At 63.2% G+C, this 14,242-nt stretch carries 16 protein-coding genes; 8 read left to right on the plus strand and 8 right to left on the minus strand.

The annotated features are described in order from the left end of the window. The first annotated feature begins 93 nt into the window (after window positions 1-93). Window positions 94-666, plus strand: a complete 573-nt coding sequence (locus RPF88_RS23405) for a GNAT family N-acetyltransferase (protein ID WP_337123290.1) — start codon at window positions 94-96, stop codon at window positions 664-666. A 131-nt stretch (window positions 667-797) separates the two neighbouring features. Here the strand turns inward: RPF88_RS23405 and RPF88_RS23410 are convergent, their stop codons facing one another. Continuing rightward, window positions 798-1,181, minus strand: a complete 384-nt coding sequence (locus tag RPF88_RS23410) for a DUF2794 domain-containing protein (RefSeq protein ID WP_013528825.1) — start codon at window positions 1,179-1,181, stop codon at window positions 798-800. Between the two features lie 429 nt (window positions 1,182-1,610). Continuing rightward, window positions 1,611-2,396 (minus strand): DUF1223 domain-containing protein, encoded by a 786-nt coding sequence (locus RPF88_RS23415; RefSeq protein WP_013528826.1) that lies wholly within the window; start codon window positions 2,394-2,396, stop codon window positions 1,611-1,613. A 172-nt stretch (window positions 2,397-2,568) separates the two neighbouring features. Here RPF88_RS23415 and RPF88_RS23420 point away from each other — a divergent pair, with 172 nt between their 5' ends. Next, a complete protein-coding gene (locus tag RPF88_RS23420) occupies window positions 2,569-3,237 on the plus strand; it encodes a ceramidase domain-containing protein (protein WP_337123291.1) in 669 nt (222 codons plus the stop codon). A gap of 95 nt (window positions 3,238-3,332) precedes the next feature. Here RPF88_RS23420 and acnA read toward each other — a convergent pair whose 3' ends face one another. Next, on the minus strand, window positions 3,333-6,023 hold the full coding sequence (gene acnA, locus RPF88_RS23425) for an aconitate hydratase AcnA (RefSeq protein ID WP_337123292.1): 2,691 nt from the start codon (window positions 6,021-6,023) through the stop codon (window positions 3,333-3,335). 280 nt (window positions 6,024-6,303) lie between these two features. On the opposite strand from acnA, the gene ccmA reads away from it, so the two are divergent. The 4 genes from ccmA to RPF88_RS23445 all read left to right on the plus strand — a co-directional run bounded on the left by ccmA (window position 6,304) and on the right by RPF88_RS23445 (window position 8,484). Next, on the plus strand, window positions 6,304-6,927 hold the full coding sequence (gene ccmA, locus RPF88_RS23430) for a heme ABC exporter ATP-binding protein CcmA (protein WP_063169544.1): 624 nt from the start codon (window positions 6,304-6,306) through the stop codon (window positions 6,925-6,927). 28 nt (window positions 6,928-6,955) lie between these two features. Next, a complete protein-coding gene (ccmB, locus tag RPF88_RS23435) occupies window positions 6,956-7,621 on the plus strand; it encodes a heme exporter protein CcmB (RefSeq protein ID WP_024504965.1) in 666 nt (221 codons plus the stop codon). Window positions 7,622-7,744: 123 nt separating this feature from the next. Further along, a complete protein-coding gene (gene ccmD / locus RPF88_RS23440; protein ID WP_013528831.1) occupies window positions 7,745-7,912 on the plus strand; it encodes a heme exporter protein CcmD in 168 nt (55 codons plus the stop codon). After that, a complete protein-coding gene (locus RPF88_RS23445; protein WP_063169543.1) occupies window positions 7,909-8,484 on the plus strand; it encodes a DsbE family thiol:disulfide interchange protein in 576 nt (191 codons plus the stop codon). Before ccmD ends, RPF88_RS23445 begins: the two co-directional genes overlap by 4 nt. A 158-nt stretch (window positions 8,485-8,642) precedes the next feature. On the opposite strand, the gene RPF88_RS23450 is transcribed toward RPF88_RS23445, so the two are convergent. Then, window positions 8,643-8,810 (minus strand): hypothetical protein, encoded by a 168-nt coding sequence (locus RPF88_RS23450; protein WP_337123293.1) that lies wholly within the window; start codon window positions 8,808-8,810, stop codon window positions 8,643-8,645. Window positions 8,811-9,069: 259 nt separating this feature from the next. Between RPF88_RS23450 and RPF88_RS23455 the strand changes: the two genes are divergently transcribed. Continuing rightward, window positions 9,070-9,990 (plus strand): SMP-30/gluconolactonase/LRE family protein, encoded by a 921-nt coding sequence (locus RPF88_RS23455; protein WP_013528834.1) that lies wholly within the window; start codon window positions 9,070-9,072, stop codon window positions 9,988-9,990. Window positions 9,991-10,066: 76 nt separating this feature from the next. Further along, entirely contained in the window at window positions 10,067-10,273 is a 207-nt protein-coding gene (locus RPF88_RS23460) for a tautomerase family protein (protein WP_013528835.1), read from the plus strand. Between the two features lie 205 nt (window positions 10,274-10,478). Here RPF88_RS23460 and RPF88_RS23465 read toward each other — a convergent pair whose 3' ends face one another. From RPF88_RS23465 to ftsY, 4 genes are all read right to left on the minus strand, one after another. Continuing rightward, entirely contained in the window at window positions 10,479-11,009 is a 531-nt protein-coding gene (locus tag RPF88_RS23465; protein WP_337123294.1) for an NADPH-dependent FMN reductase, read from the minus strand. 40 nt (window positions 11,010-11,049) lie between these two features. Further along, entirely contained in the window at window positions 11,050-11,670 is a 621-nt protein-coding gene (locus RPF88_RS23470; RefSeq protein WP_024504968.1) for a pyridoxamine 5'-phosphate oxidase family protein, read from the minus strand. A gap of 25 nt (window positions 11,671-11,695) precedes the next feature. After that, window positions 11,696-12,370 carry a septation protein A gene (locus RPF88_RS23475; RefSeq protein ID WP_013528838.1) on the minus strand — a complete coding sequence of 225 codons (675 nt, stop codon included), beginning with the start codon at window positions 12,368-12,370 and terminating at the stop codon, window positions 11,696-11,698. Window positions 12,371-12,431: 61 nt separating this feature from the next. Further along, entirely contained in the window at window positions 12,432-14,237 is a 1,806-nt protein-coding gene (gene ftsY, locus RPF88_RS23480; RefSeq protein ID WP_024504969.1) for a signal recognition particle-docking protein FtsY, read from the minus strand. Window positions 14,238-14,242 lie beyond the last annotated feature (5 nt).

Genomic DNA, 14,242 nt, shown 5'->3' on the forward strand with positions numbered 1-14,242 from the left:
CATCGAGTTCCAAAAGGGCGGCCCAACGGCCGCCCTTTTCTTTTGTGCCGGGCTTTGCTGTTATCGCGAGCAGAGAAATGGCACCCATAAACTATGAGCACTATTACGATTCGACCGGCGACAGCGGCCGACCTCGACAGCATCACCGGCATCTACGCCGACGCGGTCGCCCAAGGCACGGCGAGCTATGAGTTGGAGCCGCCGAGCCGCGCGGAGATGGGTGTTCGATTCGACAGCCTGATGGCCGGCGGCTTTCCCTACCTTGTGGCGGAGAAGGACGGCGCGGTTCTCGGCTACGCCTATGCCGGTGCCTTCCGGCCACGCCCGGCCTATCGCTTCATTGTCGAGGATTCGGTCTATGTCGCGCCCGAGGCCAAGGGCCAGGGCGTCGGGCTCAAGCTGATGCAAAGCCTGATCGAGGCGGTGACGACGGCGGGCTTTCGCCAGATCATCGCGGTGATCGGCGATGGCCATCCCGACAGCGCCTCGGTGCGGCTGCACGAAAAGCTCGGCTTTCGCCATTCGGGCCGCCTGGAAGGCTCCGGCTACAAGCACGGGCGCTGGCTGGACACGGTGTTCATGCAGCTGTCGCTGAATGGCGGGGCATCGGCGCCGCCCGATCCCGAATCGCTGCCGGAGCGGAAGTTTCGCCTTAGAGCGGACTGAAGAAGGAACTGAAGAATTGCGGAATTGAAGAACTGAAGAATAAAAAGAAGCGGCGGCAACAGATGACGCCGAGGCCTTTTCTCAACTCATCAATTCTCCATTTCTTCAATTCCCCTGCTCTAATTCCCTGCTCAGGCTTCGACCAGCTTCAACTTGCTGTCGAACACACCGAGCACGCGGCCGAGTTCCTGGCCGCGTTTCAAGATGCGGCCGCCGGCGGCGATGACGGCAAAGGCGCCCTGCTTGCGGGCCAGTTTCGGATCCTTGACGATCTGGAACAGCGGCACTTCGCTGGTGCGGCGGAAGACGGAAAAGACAGCGCGGTCGGCGAGATGATCGATGGCGTAGTCGCGCCATTCATTGGCGGCGACCATGCGTCCGTAGAGCCTGAGGATCTGGTCCAGCTCGCGTCGATCGAACCGCACCGGCTGATCGAGACGTTCGCGTCGCGCCTCGTGCAGCGGGATTATTGCGGATGCGTCCCCATCCCCCGTCCCGCCACTGTCATCGGTCATGCCTCGATCCTTCAAAATGAATCTTTGCCAACCAAAGTTGGCGTGTTCGCGACTGAATTGCAAGGCCCGGCGAACCGAGCCCCGCGCCGCGCCGTTTCCGTCACGTCCAGTCACTTTTATGAAACGCCGTGTTGGAATTGGTGATGTTCCGCCACATTTCTGCCTTTTTTTATCCGCGCTCATGCCCCAATGTCCGACGAATTTACCGGCGTTGCCTGAGACGGTTCGGTCCGGCACCGGCTCGTAAACCCCAAGCCCCCCGCCCACGGGTCTGCGTCGGATCGAACCAACCTCGGCTCTTCCTCGGAAGAACCGGGAGCGACGATCCCAAAACCTAAATGACCGGCGTCAGAAGCAAGCTGACGTCGGTTTTTTATTGGGTGGTGATAGGTGAGCCTTCGCGCTACCGCGGCAGGGGTTTGAGCGCTCTCAAGGCTTGTGGATGAATGCGGCGCCGAGAATGGGACCGGGCATGCCGTCCTTGCCGACCGACTGCAGCAGCACGGCGCAGCCGCCCTTTTTGGCAATCTCGCTCATCGGCAGTTCGTAGCGCTGTGCCTTGCCATGCCACATGCCGGCGGTCTGGATGCCGGTGACGGCGTTCCAGTAGGTCATCTTGCGGCCGGTATTTTCGCCCTCGCCGACTTTGACCGTCTGCGGCGGGTCGAAATAGACGATGACGACATGGGCGTCGCTGGGGCCGTTGCCGGCATCGCCGGCGTCGATCATCACGCGATCGCTGGTGCGGCTGACCTTGACGGCGACGCGCATGCCTTCGCCGCTCTTGGCCATGCGGGCGAGCGCACCATCGACCTCGCCGCGGTTGGCGCCGTTGACATGGACGCGGCCATTGATGACGGCCTGCGGCGTATAGACGGAGCGGCTGCCGAAGGCGCGCATATAGTCGTATTGCCGCTCGGTGTTCTCCTTGCGGCCGAGCGTGTCCTGCCAGCCGAGATAGTCCCAGTAGTCGACGTGATAGGCGAGCGCGACGATGTCTTCCTTGGCGGCAAGTTCGGAGAACAGAGTATCGGCCGGCGGGCAGGAACTGCAGCCCTGGCTGGTGAACAGCTCGACCACGCCCAATGGCTTTTCGATCTGGACCCGGTCGGTCTGGGCGCGATCGGATTCGCCGGCATGCCCGGCGCCGGCAGACGCCGAGAAGGCCAGCGCAAGAGCTGCCAGCCACAATGATTTTCGCGAGGCCATGGCCATTCCGATTCCCGCCGGTGATGCCGGCTTTATCTTGATTGCTGAAATATGTGGCAGAACCGGAAGTCAACGGGAAGTCACGTTGCGGTGAAATTTTGCCGTTGCAGCCGACCGCAACCGCGCAATAGGAAGGATCTGCGCTTCAGGATAGAAACCGATTCGGGCGGCAATCGCGATGTGGCAAACGTTTTTGGCGCCGGTCGACCTCTATTGCGAGCGGACCGGCCCGGAATTCTGGTCCGAACCGGTCAACGCCCTGACCAACTTCGCCTTCATCGCCGCCGGCCTGTGGGGCGTGCGCGAGGTGCGAAGGCTGGGCACCGGCGCCTTCGCCGAGGTTCTGGCCTGGTGGGTGGTGGCGATCGGCATCGGCTCGACGATCTTCCATACTTTTGCCACCAAGGGCACGGTCTGGGCCGACGTGCTGCCGATCGCCGGCTTCACGCTGGCCTACACGCTGTTCAACCTGCGTCGCTTCCTCGGCATGCGATGGGGCAAAGCCATCGCCATCTTCATCGCCTTCTATGTGATTGCCGGGGCGATAACCGTTGCCGTGCCGGACTGGCTGCGCCAGGCGTCGAACGGCACGACGGGCTATCTGCCGCCGTTCCTGGCGCTCGCCTTCTTCGGCGCGCTGGTAGCCAGCGGCAATCGCGCCGGCTGGTACAATCTGGCCGGATCGGCGATCTTCGTGGTGTCCGTCGTCTGCCGGATGATCGACCCGCTGGTCTGCGGCGGTTTCCCGCTCGGCACGCACTTCCTCTGGCACATCCTCAACGGGCTGATGCTGGGTGTGTTGTTGGCCGCCGCGGCGCGGTTCGGGAAGCCGAAAGTAAGGGAATAGGGGAATAGGGGAATAGGGGAATAGGGGAATAGGGGAATAGGGGAATAGGGGAATAGGGGAATAGGTATTCCCTTCCCTACTCCCCTACTCCCTTACTAAGCTGCCAGATCGCGCAGCACGTATTGCAGGATGCCGCCGTTCTTGAAGTAGTCGAGCTCATCCAGCGTATCGATGCGGCAGATGATCGGCACGTTCTTCACCGTGCCGTCGCCATAGGTGATTTTGGCGATCATCGTCTGGCGCGGCTTGATGGTGCTCAGTCCGTCGATCTCGACCAGCTCGTCTCCCTTGAGGTTGAGCGATGCCCATGAGGTGCCTTCCTCGAAGACGAAGGGGATGACGCCCATGCCGACCAGGTTCGAGCGATGGATGCGCTCGAAAGACTGGGCGATGACCGCGCGGACACCGAGCAGATTGGTTCCCTTGGCCGCCCAGTCGCGCGACGAGCCGTTGCCGTATTCGACGCCGGCGAAGACGACCAGCGGCACGCCTTCCCTTTTGTACTCCATCGCCGCGTCGTAGATCGATTCCTCTTCCTTCGACGGGTAGTGAATGGTGTAGCCGCCCTCGCGGCCGTTCTCGCCCAGCATGTGGTTGCGGATGCGGATGTTGGCGAAGGTGCCGCGCATCATCACCTCGTGATTGCCGCGCCGCGTGCCGTACTGGTTGAAGTCGGCGACACCGACGCCGTGGTCGGTGAGATATTTTCCGGCCGGCGACGCTGCCTTGATCGATCCGGCCGGCGAGATGTGATCGGTGGTGATCTTGTCGCCGAACAGGCCGAGCACGCGGGCGCCCTTGATGTCGGCGATCTTGCCGAAACCTGATGTCATGCCGGCGAAATAGGGCGGGTTCTGCACATAGGTCGAGTTGTCGTCCCAGGCATAGGTCTGGCCTTCCGGCGCCTTGACGTTCTGCCAGTACTCGTCGCCCTTGAAGACGTCGGCATACTTGCGGGCGAACAGCTCGCGGGTGACGTTCTTCTCGATGAACTCCTGGATTTCGGCCGAGCTCGGCCAGATGTCCTTGAGGTAGACCGGCTCGCCGTTCTTGTCCTCGCCGAGCGGCTCTGTCGTGAGGTCCTTGGTGACAGTTCCGGCCAGCGCGTGCGCGACGACCAGCGGCGGCGAGGCCAGATAGTTGGCCTGCACGTCAGGCGAGACACGGCCTTCGAAGTTGCGATTGCCTGACAGGACCGCGGCGGCGATCAGGCCCTTGTCGTTGATGGTTTTGGAGATCGGCGCCGGCAGCGGGCCGGAATTGCCGATACAGGTGGTGCAGCCGAAGCCGACCAGGTTGAAGCCGATCTGGTCGAGCTCCTTCTGCAGGCCGGATTTCTCCAGATATTCGGCGACCACCTGGCTGCCGGGAGCCAGCGAGGTCTTCACCCACGGCTTCTGCTTCAAACCGAGCCGGTTGGCATTGCGGGCCAAAAGACCGGCGCCGATCAGCACGCTCGGGTTCGAGGTGTTGGTGCAGGAGGTGATGGCGGCAATGACGACATCCCCGTGACCGAGATCATGGTCGGTGCCTTCGACGGCATAGCGCTTGGAGATTTCGGCCGCCTTCTTGTATTCGGTCTCCATCGCCTTGGCGAAGCCTTCCGGAATGCCTTCCAGGGCGACGCGGCCTTCAGGCCGCTTGGGGCCGGCCATCGACGGCACGACGGAACCAAGTTCGAGCTCGAGCAGATCAGTGAAGACAGGGTCGGCCGAGCCGGTTTCACGCCACAGGCCCTGCGCCTTGGCGTAGGCCTCGACCAGCGCGATGCGGTCCTCGCTGCGGCCGGACATTGTGAGATAGCGGATGGTTTCCGAGTCGACTGGGAAGAAACCGCAGGTGGCGCCATATTCGGGGGCCATGTTGCCGATGGTGGCGCGGTCGGCCAGCGTCATGTTGGAGAGGCCCGGGCCGAAGAACTCGACGAACTTGCCGACGACCCCCTTCTTGCGCAGCATCTGGGTGACGGTGAGCACGAGGTCGGTGGCGGTGACGCCCTCTTTCAGCTTGCCGGTGAGGCGGAAGCCGATGACTTCCGGCAGCAGCATGGAGACCGGCTGGCCGAGCATGGCCGCCTCGGCCTCGATGCCGCCGACGCCCCAGCCGAGCACGCCCAGGCCGTTGATCATGGTGGTGTGCGAATCGGTGCCGACGCAGGTGTCGGGATAGGCTGTCGTTTCGCCGTCCTCGGTGTTGGTCCACACCACCTGGCCGAGATATTCGAGGTTGACCTGATGGCAGATGCCGGTGCCGGGCGGCACGACGCGGAAGTTGCGGAACGCCTGCTGGCCCCATTTCAGGAATTTGTAGCGCTCTTCGTTGCGTTCATATTCCAGCTCGACATTGCGGGCGAAGGCCATCGGCGTGCCGAATTCGTCGACGATGACGGAATGGTCGATGACGAGGTCGACCGGCACCAGCGGATTGATCTTCTGCGGATCGCCGCCGAGCGAAGCCATGGCGTCGCGCATTGCGGCAAGGTCGACCACGGCCGGAACGCCGGTGAAATCCTGCATCAGCACGCGGGCCGGGCGATAGGCGATCTCGACGCCGGCGGTGCCCTTATCGGTCAGCCAGCCGGCCACCGCCTGGATCGAGTCCTTGGTGACGGAGCGGCCGTCTTCGTTGCGCAGCAGGTTTTCCAGCAGCACCTTCATCGAATAGGGCAGTTGCGAGATGCCGGTAAGGCCGTTCTTTTCGGCCTCGATGAGATCGAAATAGGCATATTCAGCGCCGCCTGCGGTCAGCGTGCGGCGGCAATTGAAACTGTCGAGGGATTTTGACACGTGCGATCCTTGTCTGTTCAGCCTGAAAGGGAACGGACGCCGATGGCATGCAATCACGCGCAAAGGTGCGGGTACGGCCATTTCCGCTGTCCGTTCCCAAGCAACCCGAGCCGTTCAAGGCGGCGCGTGCGCTGGTTCGGCGCTAATTCTGTTCCCGTGCCGACCGCTGGCACGGATGCACCGCATATAGAGAATTTTCTGGAATAGTTCTAGACAGTTGGAAAGCAATTTTGTGCGATGCGGCAGCGGCCGCGACACATGGTTTCAGGGCAGGCGAGGAATGCGGCTGATCGCCGAAAATCTGGGCGGCGAGCGAGGCGGCGACGCGGTGTTTTCCGGCATCGGCTTTGCCTTGGAGGAGTGTCAGGCGCTTATCGTCACCGGGCCGAACGGATCGGGCAAGTCGACCTTGCTGCGGATCATCGCCGGGCTGCTGCCGGCGGCGGAAGGCAGCGTGAGGATTGAGGGCGTCATGAAGGTTGAAGACGGGGGCGAAGCGTTCCCGTCTGTTGCCTCGGCCTGCCACTATCTCGGCCACCAGAACGCAATGAAGCCGGCGCTCAGCGTGGCGGAGAATTTGCGCTTTTGGCGAGACTTCAATGGCGACGGACAGCTCGGCGTCGAAGAGGCGCTGGAAACGGTCGGGCTCGGCGGCATCGGCCACCTGCCGTTCGGCTATCTATCGACCGGGCAGCGGCGCCGCGCGGCGATCGCCAGGCTTTTGGTCAGCCACCGGCCATTGTGGCTGCTGGACGAGCCGACGGCGGGGCTGGACAAGGCGGCGGAGGCGCGGTTTGCGGGGTTGATGGCGAGGCATTGCGCGGATGGCGGGATGATTGTCGCGGCGACGCATCTGCCGCTCGGGATCGAGGGGATGGAGTTGAGGATGGGGGAAGCCGGTTGATGGTGTCTGGGCGAAAGCATCTCAAACCATGCTAGCGCTCTTCCTGCGCGACATCCGCCTCAACATCCGTGCCGGCGGCGGAGCGCTGACCGGGGTCATCTTCTTCCTCGCCGTCATCGTCACCATCCCGTTCGGGGTCGGGCCGGACCTGAAGCTGCTGGCCCGCATCGGACCGGCCATCCTGTGGATCGGCGCGCTGTTGTCCTGCCTGCTCGGGCTCGACCGGTTGTTCCAGGCCGATCGCGAGGACGGTTCGCTCGATCTCCTGGTGCTCGGCAACGATCGCCACATGCTGGCCTTGACGGTGCTGGTGAAATGCCTGGCGCATTGGGCGGGCAGCGTGCTGCCGCTGGTCATTGCGGCTCCCCTGCTCGGCCTGTTCATGAACATGGAGCCGCTCGGCATCGGCGCCACGGCGCTGACGCTGCTGGTCGGCACGCCGGCCATCACGTTCATCGGCGCCGCCGGTGCGGCGGTGGCGGTGGCGCTGCCGCGTGGCGGGCTGCTGATCTCGGTGCTGGTGCTGCCACTGACCATCCCGGTGCTGATCTTCGGCGTTTCGGCAAGCTATGGGGCGACCGCCAATCCCGACCCGTTTCTGCAGCCCTTCCTCATTCTTGCCGCGCTGACCCTGTTTCTTGGCGTGCTGGGTCCGGTCTCGGCGGCGCTGGCGCTGCGCCATGGCACGGATTGACGCAGCGTATGACTGCGGCGCGGCGACCGATTGCGAAGCCGACGGAGCGAGGCTAAGGAAAAGCATGTCTAGACTGGGCGACATGATCGGCTTGGAAGGCCGCACTTCAGCGGGACCTGCCGCATGAGTGCGCATGCACTCTACGTGACCGCCGCCTATGGCATCACTGCCGTGGTGCTGGCCGGATTGATCGGCTGGATCCTGCTCGACCAGCGGGCGCGCAAGCGTGAGCTTGCCGAACTGGAGGCGTCCGGCGTGAGGCGTCGCTCCGACAAGGTCGCCAAGCCATGAGCACCGAAACGGAAACGCCGCCGCCCAGTCGTCGCCTGTTCGTGCTTCTGCCGCTGCTGATCTTCCTCGGCCTGGCCGGACTGTTCCTGTCGCAACTGCTGTCGGGGCGCGATGCTTCGGAAGTGCCGTCGGCCCTGATCGGCCTGCCTGCGCCGCAAACCAGCCTGCCGGCGCTGGAGGGCTCAAACCTGCCGGGGCTCGATTCGAAAACCTTCGCCGGCAAGGTCACATTGGTCAACGTCTTCGCGTCGTGGTGCGCGCCATGCCGCGAAGAGCACCCGGTGCTTCTGGCGTTGTCGCAGGATAAGCGTTTCACCATGGCAGCGCTGAACTACAAGGACCGGCCCGAAAACGCACGCCGGTTCCTCGGCGATCTCGGCAATCCGTTCCAGGCGATAGGGGTCGACGAAGCGGGCCGCGCGGCGATCGACTGGGGCGTCTACGGCGTGCCGGAAACCTTCGTCATCGGCAAGGACGGCAAGATCGCCTACAAACATGTCGGCCCGCTGACGCCCGAGACGGTGCAGGCGTTGCTGTTGCCGCAGATCGACAAGGCACTGGCGGCGCATTGATATTCAGGTGATGCCGGCCTGCAAACAGCGGCTTCCTGCGCTTCCGGTGCTCGCGTACCAAAAGTACGCTCCGCTCCGGTTCTCGGAAACCACCGTTTTCGACTCGGCCTGACCTGAATCTCAACGCACCTTGGCGGCGCGTCTTATCGGGCTTGAGATCAGCCGTAGATCTGCTTGTGGATCTGGTAGAGCATTTCCGAGCGGTCGGCGCGCATGTCGGCCAGATCGCGGCTGGAAAAGCTGTCGATTTCGGCGACAAGGCGGTTGTAGTGCTTGCGCTTGGCAATGCTGTTGCGAGCGCGGTTCATGAGACTGTCGAGGATCATAGCAAGGTTCCTTTTTGGCGCCGCATTTCGGCGGCGGTTTCTTCCTCCCTTGATCGATACGAAGCATGACATAGTAATGGTGCATTGCAAAAAGAAGACGTTGCAATGCACCATTGCGCTGGACGCATAGCCGGTTAATGCGGCGCTAACGTCATGCGCAGAGCCGGCAAGCGATCTTTTGTGGGACACTGTGCGTACCCACATTGCCTTCTGTCCCTCCGGCTGGCTTGATCCCTGTCATTGATGCCGGGAGGAAAGCATGGCGGCCGCAGACTATTATGAAATTCTCGATCCGCGCTTCGCGCGCCTGTTCAACGGCAACGCGCAGGTCGAGAAGCTATTCACCGGATGCCAATGGGCGGAGGGGCCGGCCTGGTTCGCCGCCGGCCGCTATGTCGTCTGGTCCGACATCCCCAACAATCGCATGCTGCGTTATGACGAAACCGACGGCAATGTCAGCGTCTTCCGGCAGCCGTCCGGCAACTCGAACGGCAACACCGTCGACCGGCAGGGCCGGCTGATTACCTGCGAGCATTCGGGCCGCCGCGTCAGCCGCACCGAGTTCGACGGCTCGGTCACCACGATCGCGGCCAAATGGAAAGGCAAGCGGCTGAATTCGCCCAACGACGCGGTGGTGAAATCCGACGGTTCCATCTGGTTCACCGATCCAAGCTACGGCATCGATACGGATTATGAGGGCGACAGGGCTGAGAGCGAAATCGGCGCCTGCCACGTCTACCGGGTCGATCCCGGCACCGGCGAGGTCGAAGCCGTCATCACCGATATGGTCAGGCCCAACGGCCTCGCCTTCTCGCTGGACGAGAGCAAGCTTTATGTCGTCGATACCGGCCGCACGCATGGCGCGCAGAATCCGGCGCATATGCGGGTGTTCAATGTCGGCAAGGGCGGCAAGAAAGTCTCCGGCGAAAAAGTCTTCGCCGACTGCACCGCCGGCCTGTTCGACGGCTTCAGGCTCGACGAGGACGGCCGCATCTGGACCAGTGCCGCCGACGGCATCCATTGCTACGATCCGGACGGCACGCTGATCGGCAAGGTCAAGGTGCCGGAAGTCACCGCCAATTGCGTGTTCGGCGGCAACAAGCTGAATTGCCTCTACATCGCCGGCACCACGTCGCTCTACATGGTGCGGCTGATGGTCAACGGCGCCAAGACATACTGAGAGTTGAACACTGGCGACCGTTCGACGGTTTCATCGAAGCGGGTCGTGAGCACGAACATCCCCGGGAGGACAAGAAATGCCATTCGTCAACATCCGCATCGTCAAGGAAGTGATCGCCGCCGATCCGGCGGGCAAGAAGGCGGATATCGCCAAGAAGGTCACCGCGGCCATCATGGACGCCACCGGGCTGAGCAACGACGATGTCTGGGTGGTTTTTGAAGAGGTCAACGCCCGCGATTGGTACGTGGGGAAGACCGATGTGGAGACGCTGCGAAAGGGGTAGTGCGCGATCTTTCCTTCTCCCCTTGTGGGAGGTGGATCGGCGCGCAGCGCCGAGACGGTTGAGGGGTGGGTGACGGATTGCCGTCGGTGCCAAGCTGGAACACCCTCATCCGACCTCGCTTCGCGAGGCCACCACCCTGGGGCGAGCCACGGGTCTCGCCCCGTCCTTCAGACCCCACAAGGGGAGAAGGAAGAGAGGCCGCCGCTCAACGCGAGCGGATAAACTCCGCGAAGGCATTCAGTGCATCATGCATCGCCTGCCGGTTCGCCGGCGCCGCCAGGATGCCCGCCACCTCCGGCGGCTTCCTGCCGAGCAGGGCGATCTCCAGCACATCGTCGTAAAGCGCGAACGACATGGTGCGCATGATCTCGGCCAATGCGGCGCGGGCGAACAGCGAGCGCGGCGAGGCGTGTACCAGCATGGCGGGCTTGGCGACGGCGGCATCGCGCGAGACCAGCCAGTCGAGCGCGTTCTTCAGCCCGCCCGGCACGCCATGGGCATATTCCGGACAGGAGACGATCAGGCCGTCGGCTCGACTGACGGCATCGATCAGCTTGGAGGCTTCGAGCGGCGTCCGCTCGCCTTCATCGTCGGGATTGAAGATCGGCAAACAGCCAAGCCCGTCATGAACGGTGACGCGGCAGCCGGACGGCGCTTCGCGCGCCAGTGCGGCGATCAGCGCCGAATTTGTGGAGGCCGCGCGCAGGCTGCCGGAAATGGCAAGGATGTTCAGCAAAGTATGGAATCGGTCCAGACGCGAATCGCGTCCGCAAAAACTACCACATCGTCTTCTTGTATTCCTCGTCGAGCCAGCGGTCGGTCGCCTCGGCGGAATCGGCAACCGCCAGCTGATCGCGCATGATCTGGCCGAGCGTCGGCAGCGTCGCGCGGTCGTACCAGGTTTCCGGCTTCCACAAATCCGAGCGCATGAAGGCTTTTGCGCAGTGCATGTAGGCCGCCTTGACGCTGACCACGACAACGCTTTGCGGCTCCCTGCCGTCGACGGCGAGCCGTTCGCGCAAATTTGCGTCGACGGTGATGCGGGCATCGCCGTTGACGCGCAGCGTCTCGTTCATGCCGGGGATGAGGAAGAGCAGCCCGACCGAGGGATTGACGAGGATGTTTTCCAGCGTGTCGAGCCGGTTGTTGCCGGGCCGGTCGGGAATGGCGATGGTGGTGTCGTCCAGAACGGTGGCAAAGCCCGGTTTGTCGCCCTTCGGCGTCACGTCGGCATTGCCGGCACCGTCGGACGAGCCAATCAGCACGAATGGGCTCTTGCCGATGAAGGAGCGGCAATGGCCGTCAAGTTTTTTCAGCTCCTTGCGGATAGAACCGTCGGTCGGCCGTGGCGTCTTGTAGATCGTCCTCAACTGGTCGCGCGTGGTGACGAATTCCATGGCCCTTTCCCCTTATTTGCAGGCTCTATTTCCCGGCCTTCTCTTCTTTGCCGGTCTTGTCGTCCAGCGAATGGCGCAGGATCAGCGGCATCTGGCTGAAGGTGAACAGAAGCGTGATCGGCATGATGCCCCAGACCTTGAAAGTAACCCAGGCGTCGGTGGAAAAATTGCGCCACACCACCTCATTGACGATGGCCAGGAACAGGAAGAACAGGCCCCAGCGGAAGGTCAGCTTGCGCCAGCCTTCAGCGTCGAGGCTGAAGGCTGAATCGAAGACATAGCCAAGCAGCGACTTGCCGAAATACAGGCCGCCGAGCAGCACCCCGCCGAACAGCGTGTTGACGATGGTCGGCTTCATCTTGATGAAGATGTCGTCCTGCAGATAGAGCGTCAGCGCGCCGAAAATGAAGACGACGACGCCCGACACCATCGGCATGATCGGCAAGGTGCGGGTGAGCAGCCACGAGGCGATCAGCGCGATTGCCGTGGCGGCCATGAACAGGCCGGTGGCGACGAAGATCGGCCCGCCGAACTCGGCCAGAACAGGGAATTTCTGCACCAGCCATCCGCTGCGCGCATTGGCGAAGAAGAACACCATCAACGGACCCAACTCCAGCACCAGCTTGAGCAGCGGATTGACGCCTTCCTTCTTCTGCTTCTGCGGGTCTGACGGATCGCGTTCGAGAATGGGTGGGTTCATGGAATCTCTTTCTTGCGCATGATCTGATCCAAAAAGTCTGCACCTTTTTGGGACATGCTTGTTAAGCTACTCCAGCGATCGCCCTGGCGAATTCGCTTGCCGAGAAAGGTTCGAGGTCGTCGACCTGTTCGCCGACGCCGATGAAATAGACCGGCAATTTGTGCTTTGCCGCGATCGCCACCAGAATACCGCCGCGCGCCGTGCCGTCCAGCTTGGTCATCACCAGGCCGTTGACGCCGGCGATATTGCGGAAGATCTCGACCTGGTTGAGCGCGTTCTGGCCGGTGGTGGCGTCGACCGTCTGCAGCACGGTGTGCGGCGCTTCCGGATCGAGCTTGCCGAGCACGCGAACGATCTTTTCGAGCTCGGCCATCAGTTCGGTCTTGTTCTGCAGTCGGCCGGCGGTGTCGATGATCAGCACGTCGGAGCCGGCCTCTTTCGCCCGCTCGAATGCATCATAGGCAAGGCCCGCGGCATCGGCGCCGAGCTTGGAGGCGATGACCGGCGATTTCGTCCGCTCGCCCCAGATCTTCAGCTGCTCGATGGCTGCCGCGCGGAACGTGTCGCCGGCGGCGAGCATGACCGACAGGCCGCCATCGGTCAGCTTGGCGGCGAGCTTGCCGATGGTGGTGGTCTTGCCGGTGCCGTTGACGCCAACCACCAGGATGACATGCGGCTTGTGCGAGAGGTCGAGCTCCAGCGGCATGGCGACATGGGTCAGCACTTTTTCCACCTCGGCCGCCATGATGGCGCGGACCTCGGTGTCGGAAACGTCCTTGCCGTAGCGGCTGGCGGCCAGCGCGTCGGTAACGCGCAAGGCCGTCTCCATGCCGAGATCGGCGCGGATCAGCACATCCTCCAGGTCCTGCAAAGTCTCTTCATCCAGCTTGCGCTTGGTGAAGACGCCGGCAATGTTGCCGGTCAGTTCCTTGGACGAGCGGGCAAGCCCGTCCTTCATGCGCTGGAACCAGGAGCGCCTCGGTGCCGGCTCCGGCGCCTTTTGCGGCTCGGCCTTCTGCTCGACCTTCTTGGTGACGGTCACCTTGCCGGGGGCGGCTTTCGGCTCCGGCGCGGGTGGTGGAAGAGGCTGCGGCTCGGGCGCAATTTCCGCAATGACCGGCTGCGATTCGATCGGCGCAGGCTGGCGAATGGGAGGTGCGATTTCGGCGGCGGGTGCTTCGGGCGTCGGCGCTGAAACTTCTTCCTTCTCCCCGTCGCTATACGGGGAGAAGGTGCCGGCAGGCGGATGAGGGGCGGCGCCGGCCTCTGAAGACGGCTGAAGAGGGGACGGCGCCGGTGTGGGCACCTCGATCGGGGCTGGTGTTTCTGCCGGAACCTCGGCCGGCGTCGGCACTTCGACTGGTGCCGGCTCCGGCCGCTTTTCCGGGCGTGACGGGACGATCTCCGGTTCGGCCGGCGCCGGCGCTGGGACTTCTTGCGGCTGCCGTTCGGGCGTGGGTTCGGGAGTCGCAGGGGTGAGCGGAACTTCCTCGGGCGCCGGCGGCTCTGGAGTCTCTGGCGCGGGCGCCGGTTCTTCTTTCGGCGCGGGCTCCGGCAGAGGTTCCGGCTCGGAGGGAACAGTCGGCTCCGGTGCTGGCGGGATGGTCGGCTCCGGCGCGGGCACCGGTTCCTCGACAGGCGCCGGTTCCGGCGCAGGAATTACCTCCGGCTCGACCGTCGGCGTCGTTTCTGCCTCGGGCCGCGGCTCGTCGCGCTTCAAGAACTCCGGGACGACCTGTTCGGCCGCCGGCTTCAGCGCATCGAGTGCTTCCCATTTGATCGGCGGTAGCGGGGCGGTCTCGTCGATCCGTTCCTCGACCACCTCTTTCTTGCCGAACGAAAATATCTTCTTGAAAAAACCAGCCATGCTTT

Source organism: Mesorhizobium sp. ISC11, assembly GCF_037162595.1.
GTDB lineage: Bacteria > Pseudomonadota > Alphaproteobacteria > Rhizobiales > Rhizobiaceae > Mesorhizobium > Mesorhizobium ciceri.

Bases quoted from the DNA above. Each gene is read 5' to 3' on its own strand.
- RPF88_RS23475 (WP_013528838.1), bottom strand. From the start codon at position 12,370: ATGAACCCACCCATTCTCGAACGCGATCCGTCAGACCCGCAGAAGCAG.
- RPF88_RS23455 (WP_013528834.1), top strand. From the start codon at position 9,070: ATGGCGGCCGCAGACTATTATGAAATTCTCGATCCGCGCTTCGCGCGC.
- RPF88_RS23470 (WP_024504968.1), bottom strand. From the start codon at position 11,670: ATGGAATTCGTCACCACGCGCGACCAGTTGAGGACGATCTACAAGACG.
- RPF88_RS23405 (WP_337123290.1), top strand. From the start codon at position 94: ATGAGCACTATTACGATTCGACCGGCGACAGCGGCCGACCTCGACAGC.
- RPF88_RS23460 (WP_013528835.1), top strand. From the start codon at position 10,067: ATGCCATTCGTCAACATCCGCATCGTCAAGGAAGTGATCGCCGCCGAT.
- RPF88_RS23410 (WP_013528825.1), bottom strand. From the start codon at position 1,181: ATGACCGATGACAGTGGCGGGACGGGGGATGGGGACGCATCCGCAATA.
- RPF88_RS23445 (WP_063169543.1), top strand. From the start codon at position 7,909: ATGAGCACCGAAACGGAAACGCCGCCGCCCAGTCGTCGCCTGTTCGTG.
- ccmB (WP_024504965.1), top strand. From the start codon at position 6,956: ATGCTAGCGCTCTTCCTGCGCGACATCCGCCTCAACATCCGTGCCGGC.
- RPF88_RS23415 (WP_013528826.1), bottom strand. From the start codon at position 2,396: ATGGCCATGGCCTCGCGAAAATCATTGTGGCTGGCAGCTCTTGCGCTG.
- RPF88_RS23450 (WP_337123293.1), bottom strand. From the start codon at position 8,810: ATGATCCTCGACAGTCTCATGAACCGCGCTCGCAACAGCATTGCCAAG.
- ccmD (WP_013528831.1), top strand. From the start codon at position 7,745: ATGAGTGCGCATGCACTCTACGTGACCGCCGCCTATGGCATCACTGCC.
- RPF88_RS23420 (WP_337123291.1), top strand. From the start codon at position 2,569: ATGTGGCAAACGTTTTTGGCGCCGGTCGACCTCTATTGCGAGCGGACC.
- ccmA (WP_063169544.1), top strand. From the start codon at position 6,304: ATGCGGCTGATCGCCGAAAATCTGGGCGGCGAGCGAGGCGGCGACGCG.
- ftsY (WP_024504969.1), bottom strand. From the start codon at position 14,237: ATGGCTGGTTTTTTCAAGAAGATATTTTCGTTCGGCAAGAAAGAGGTG.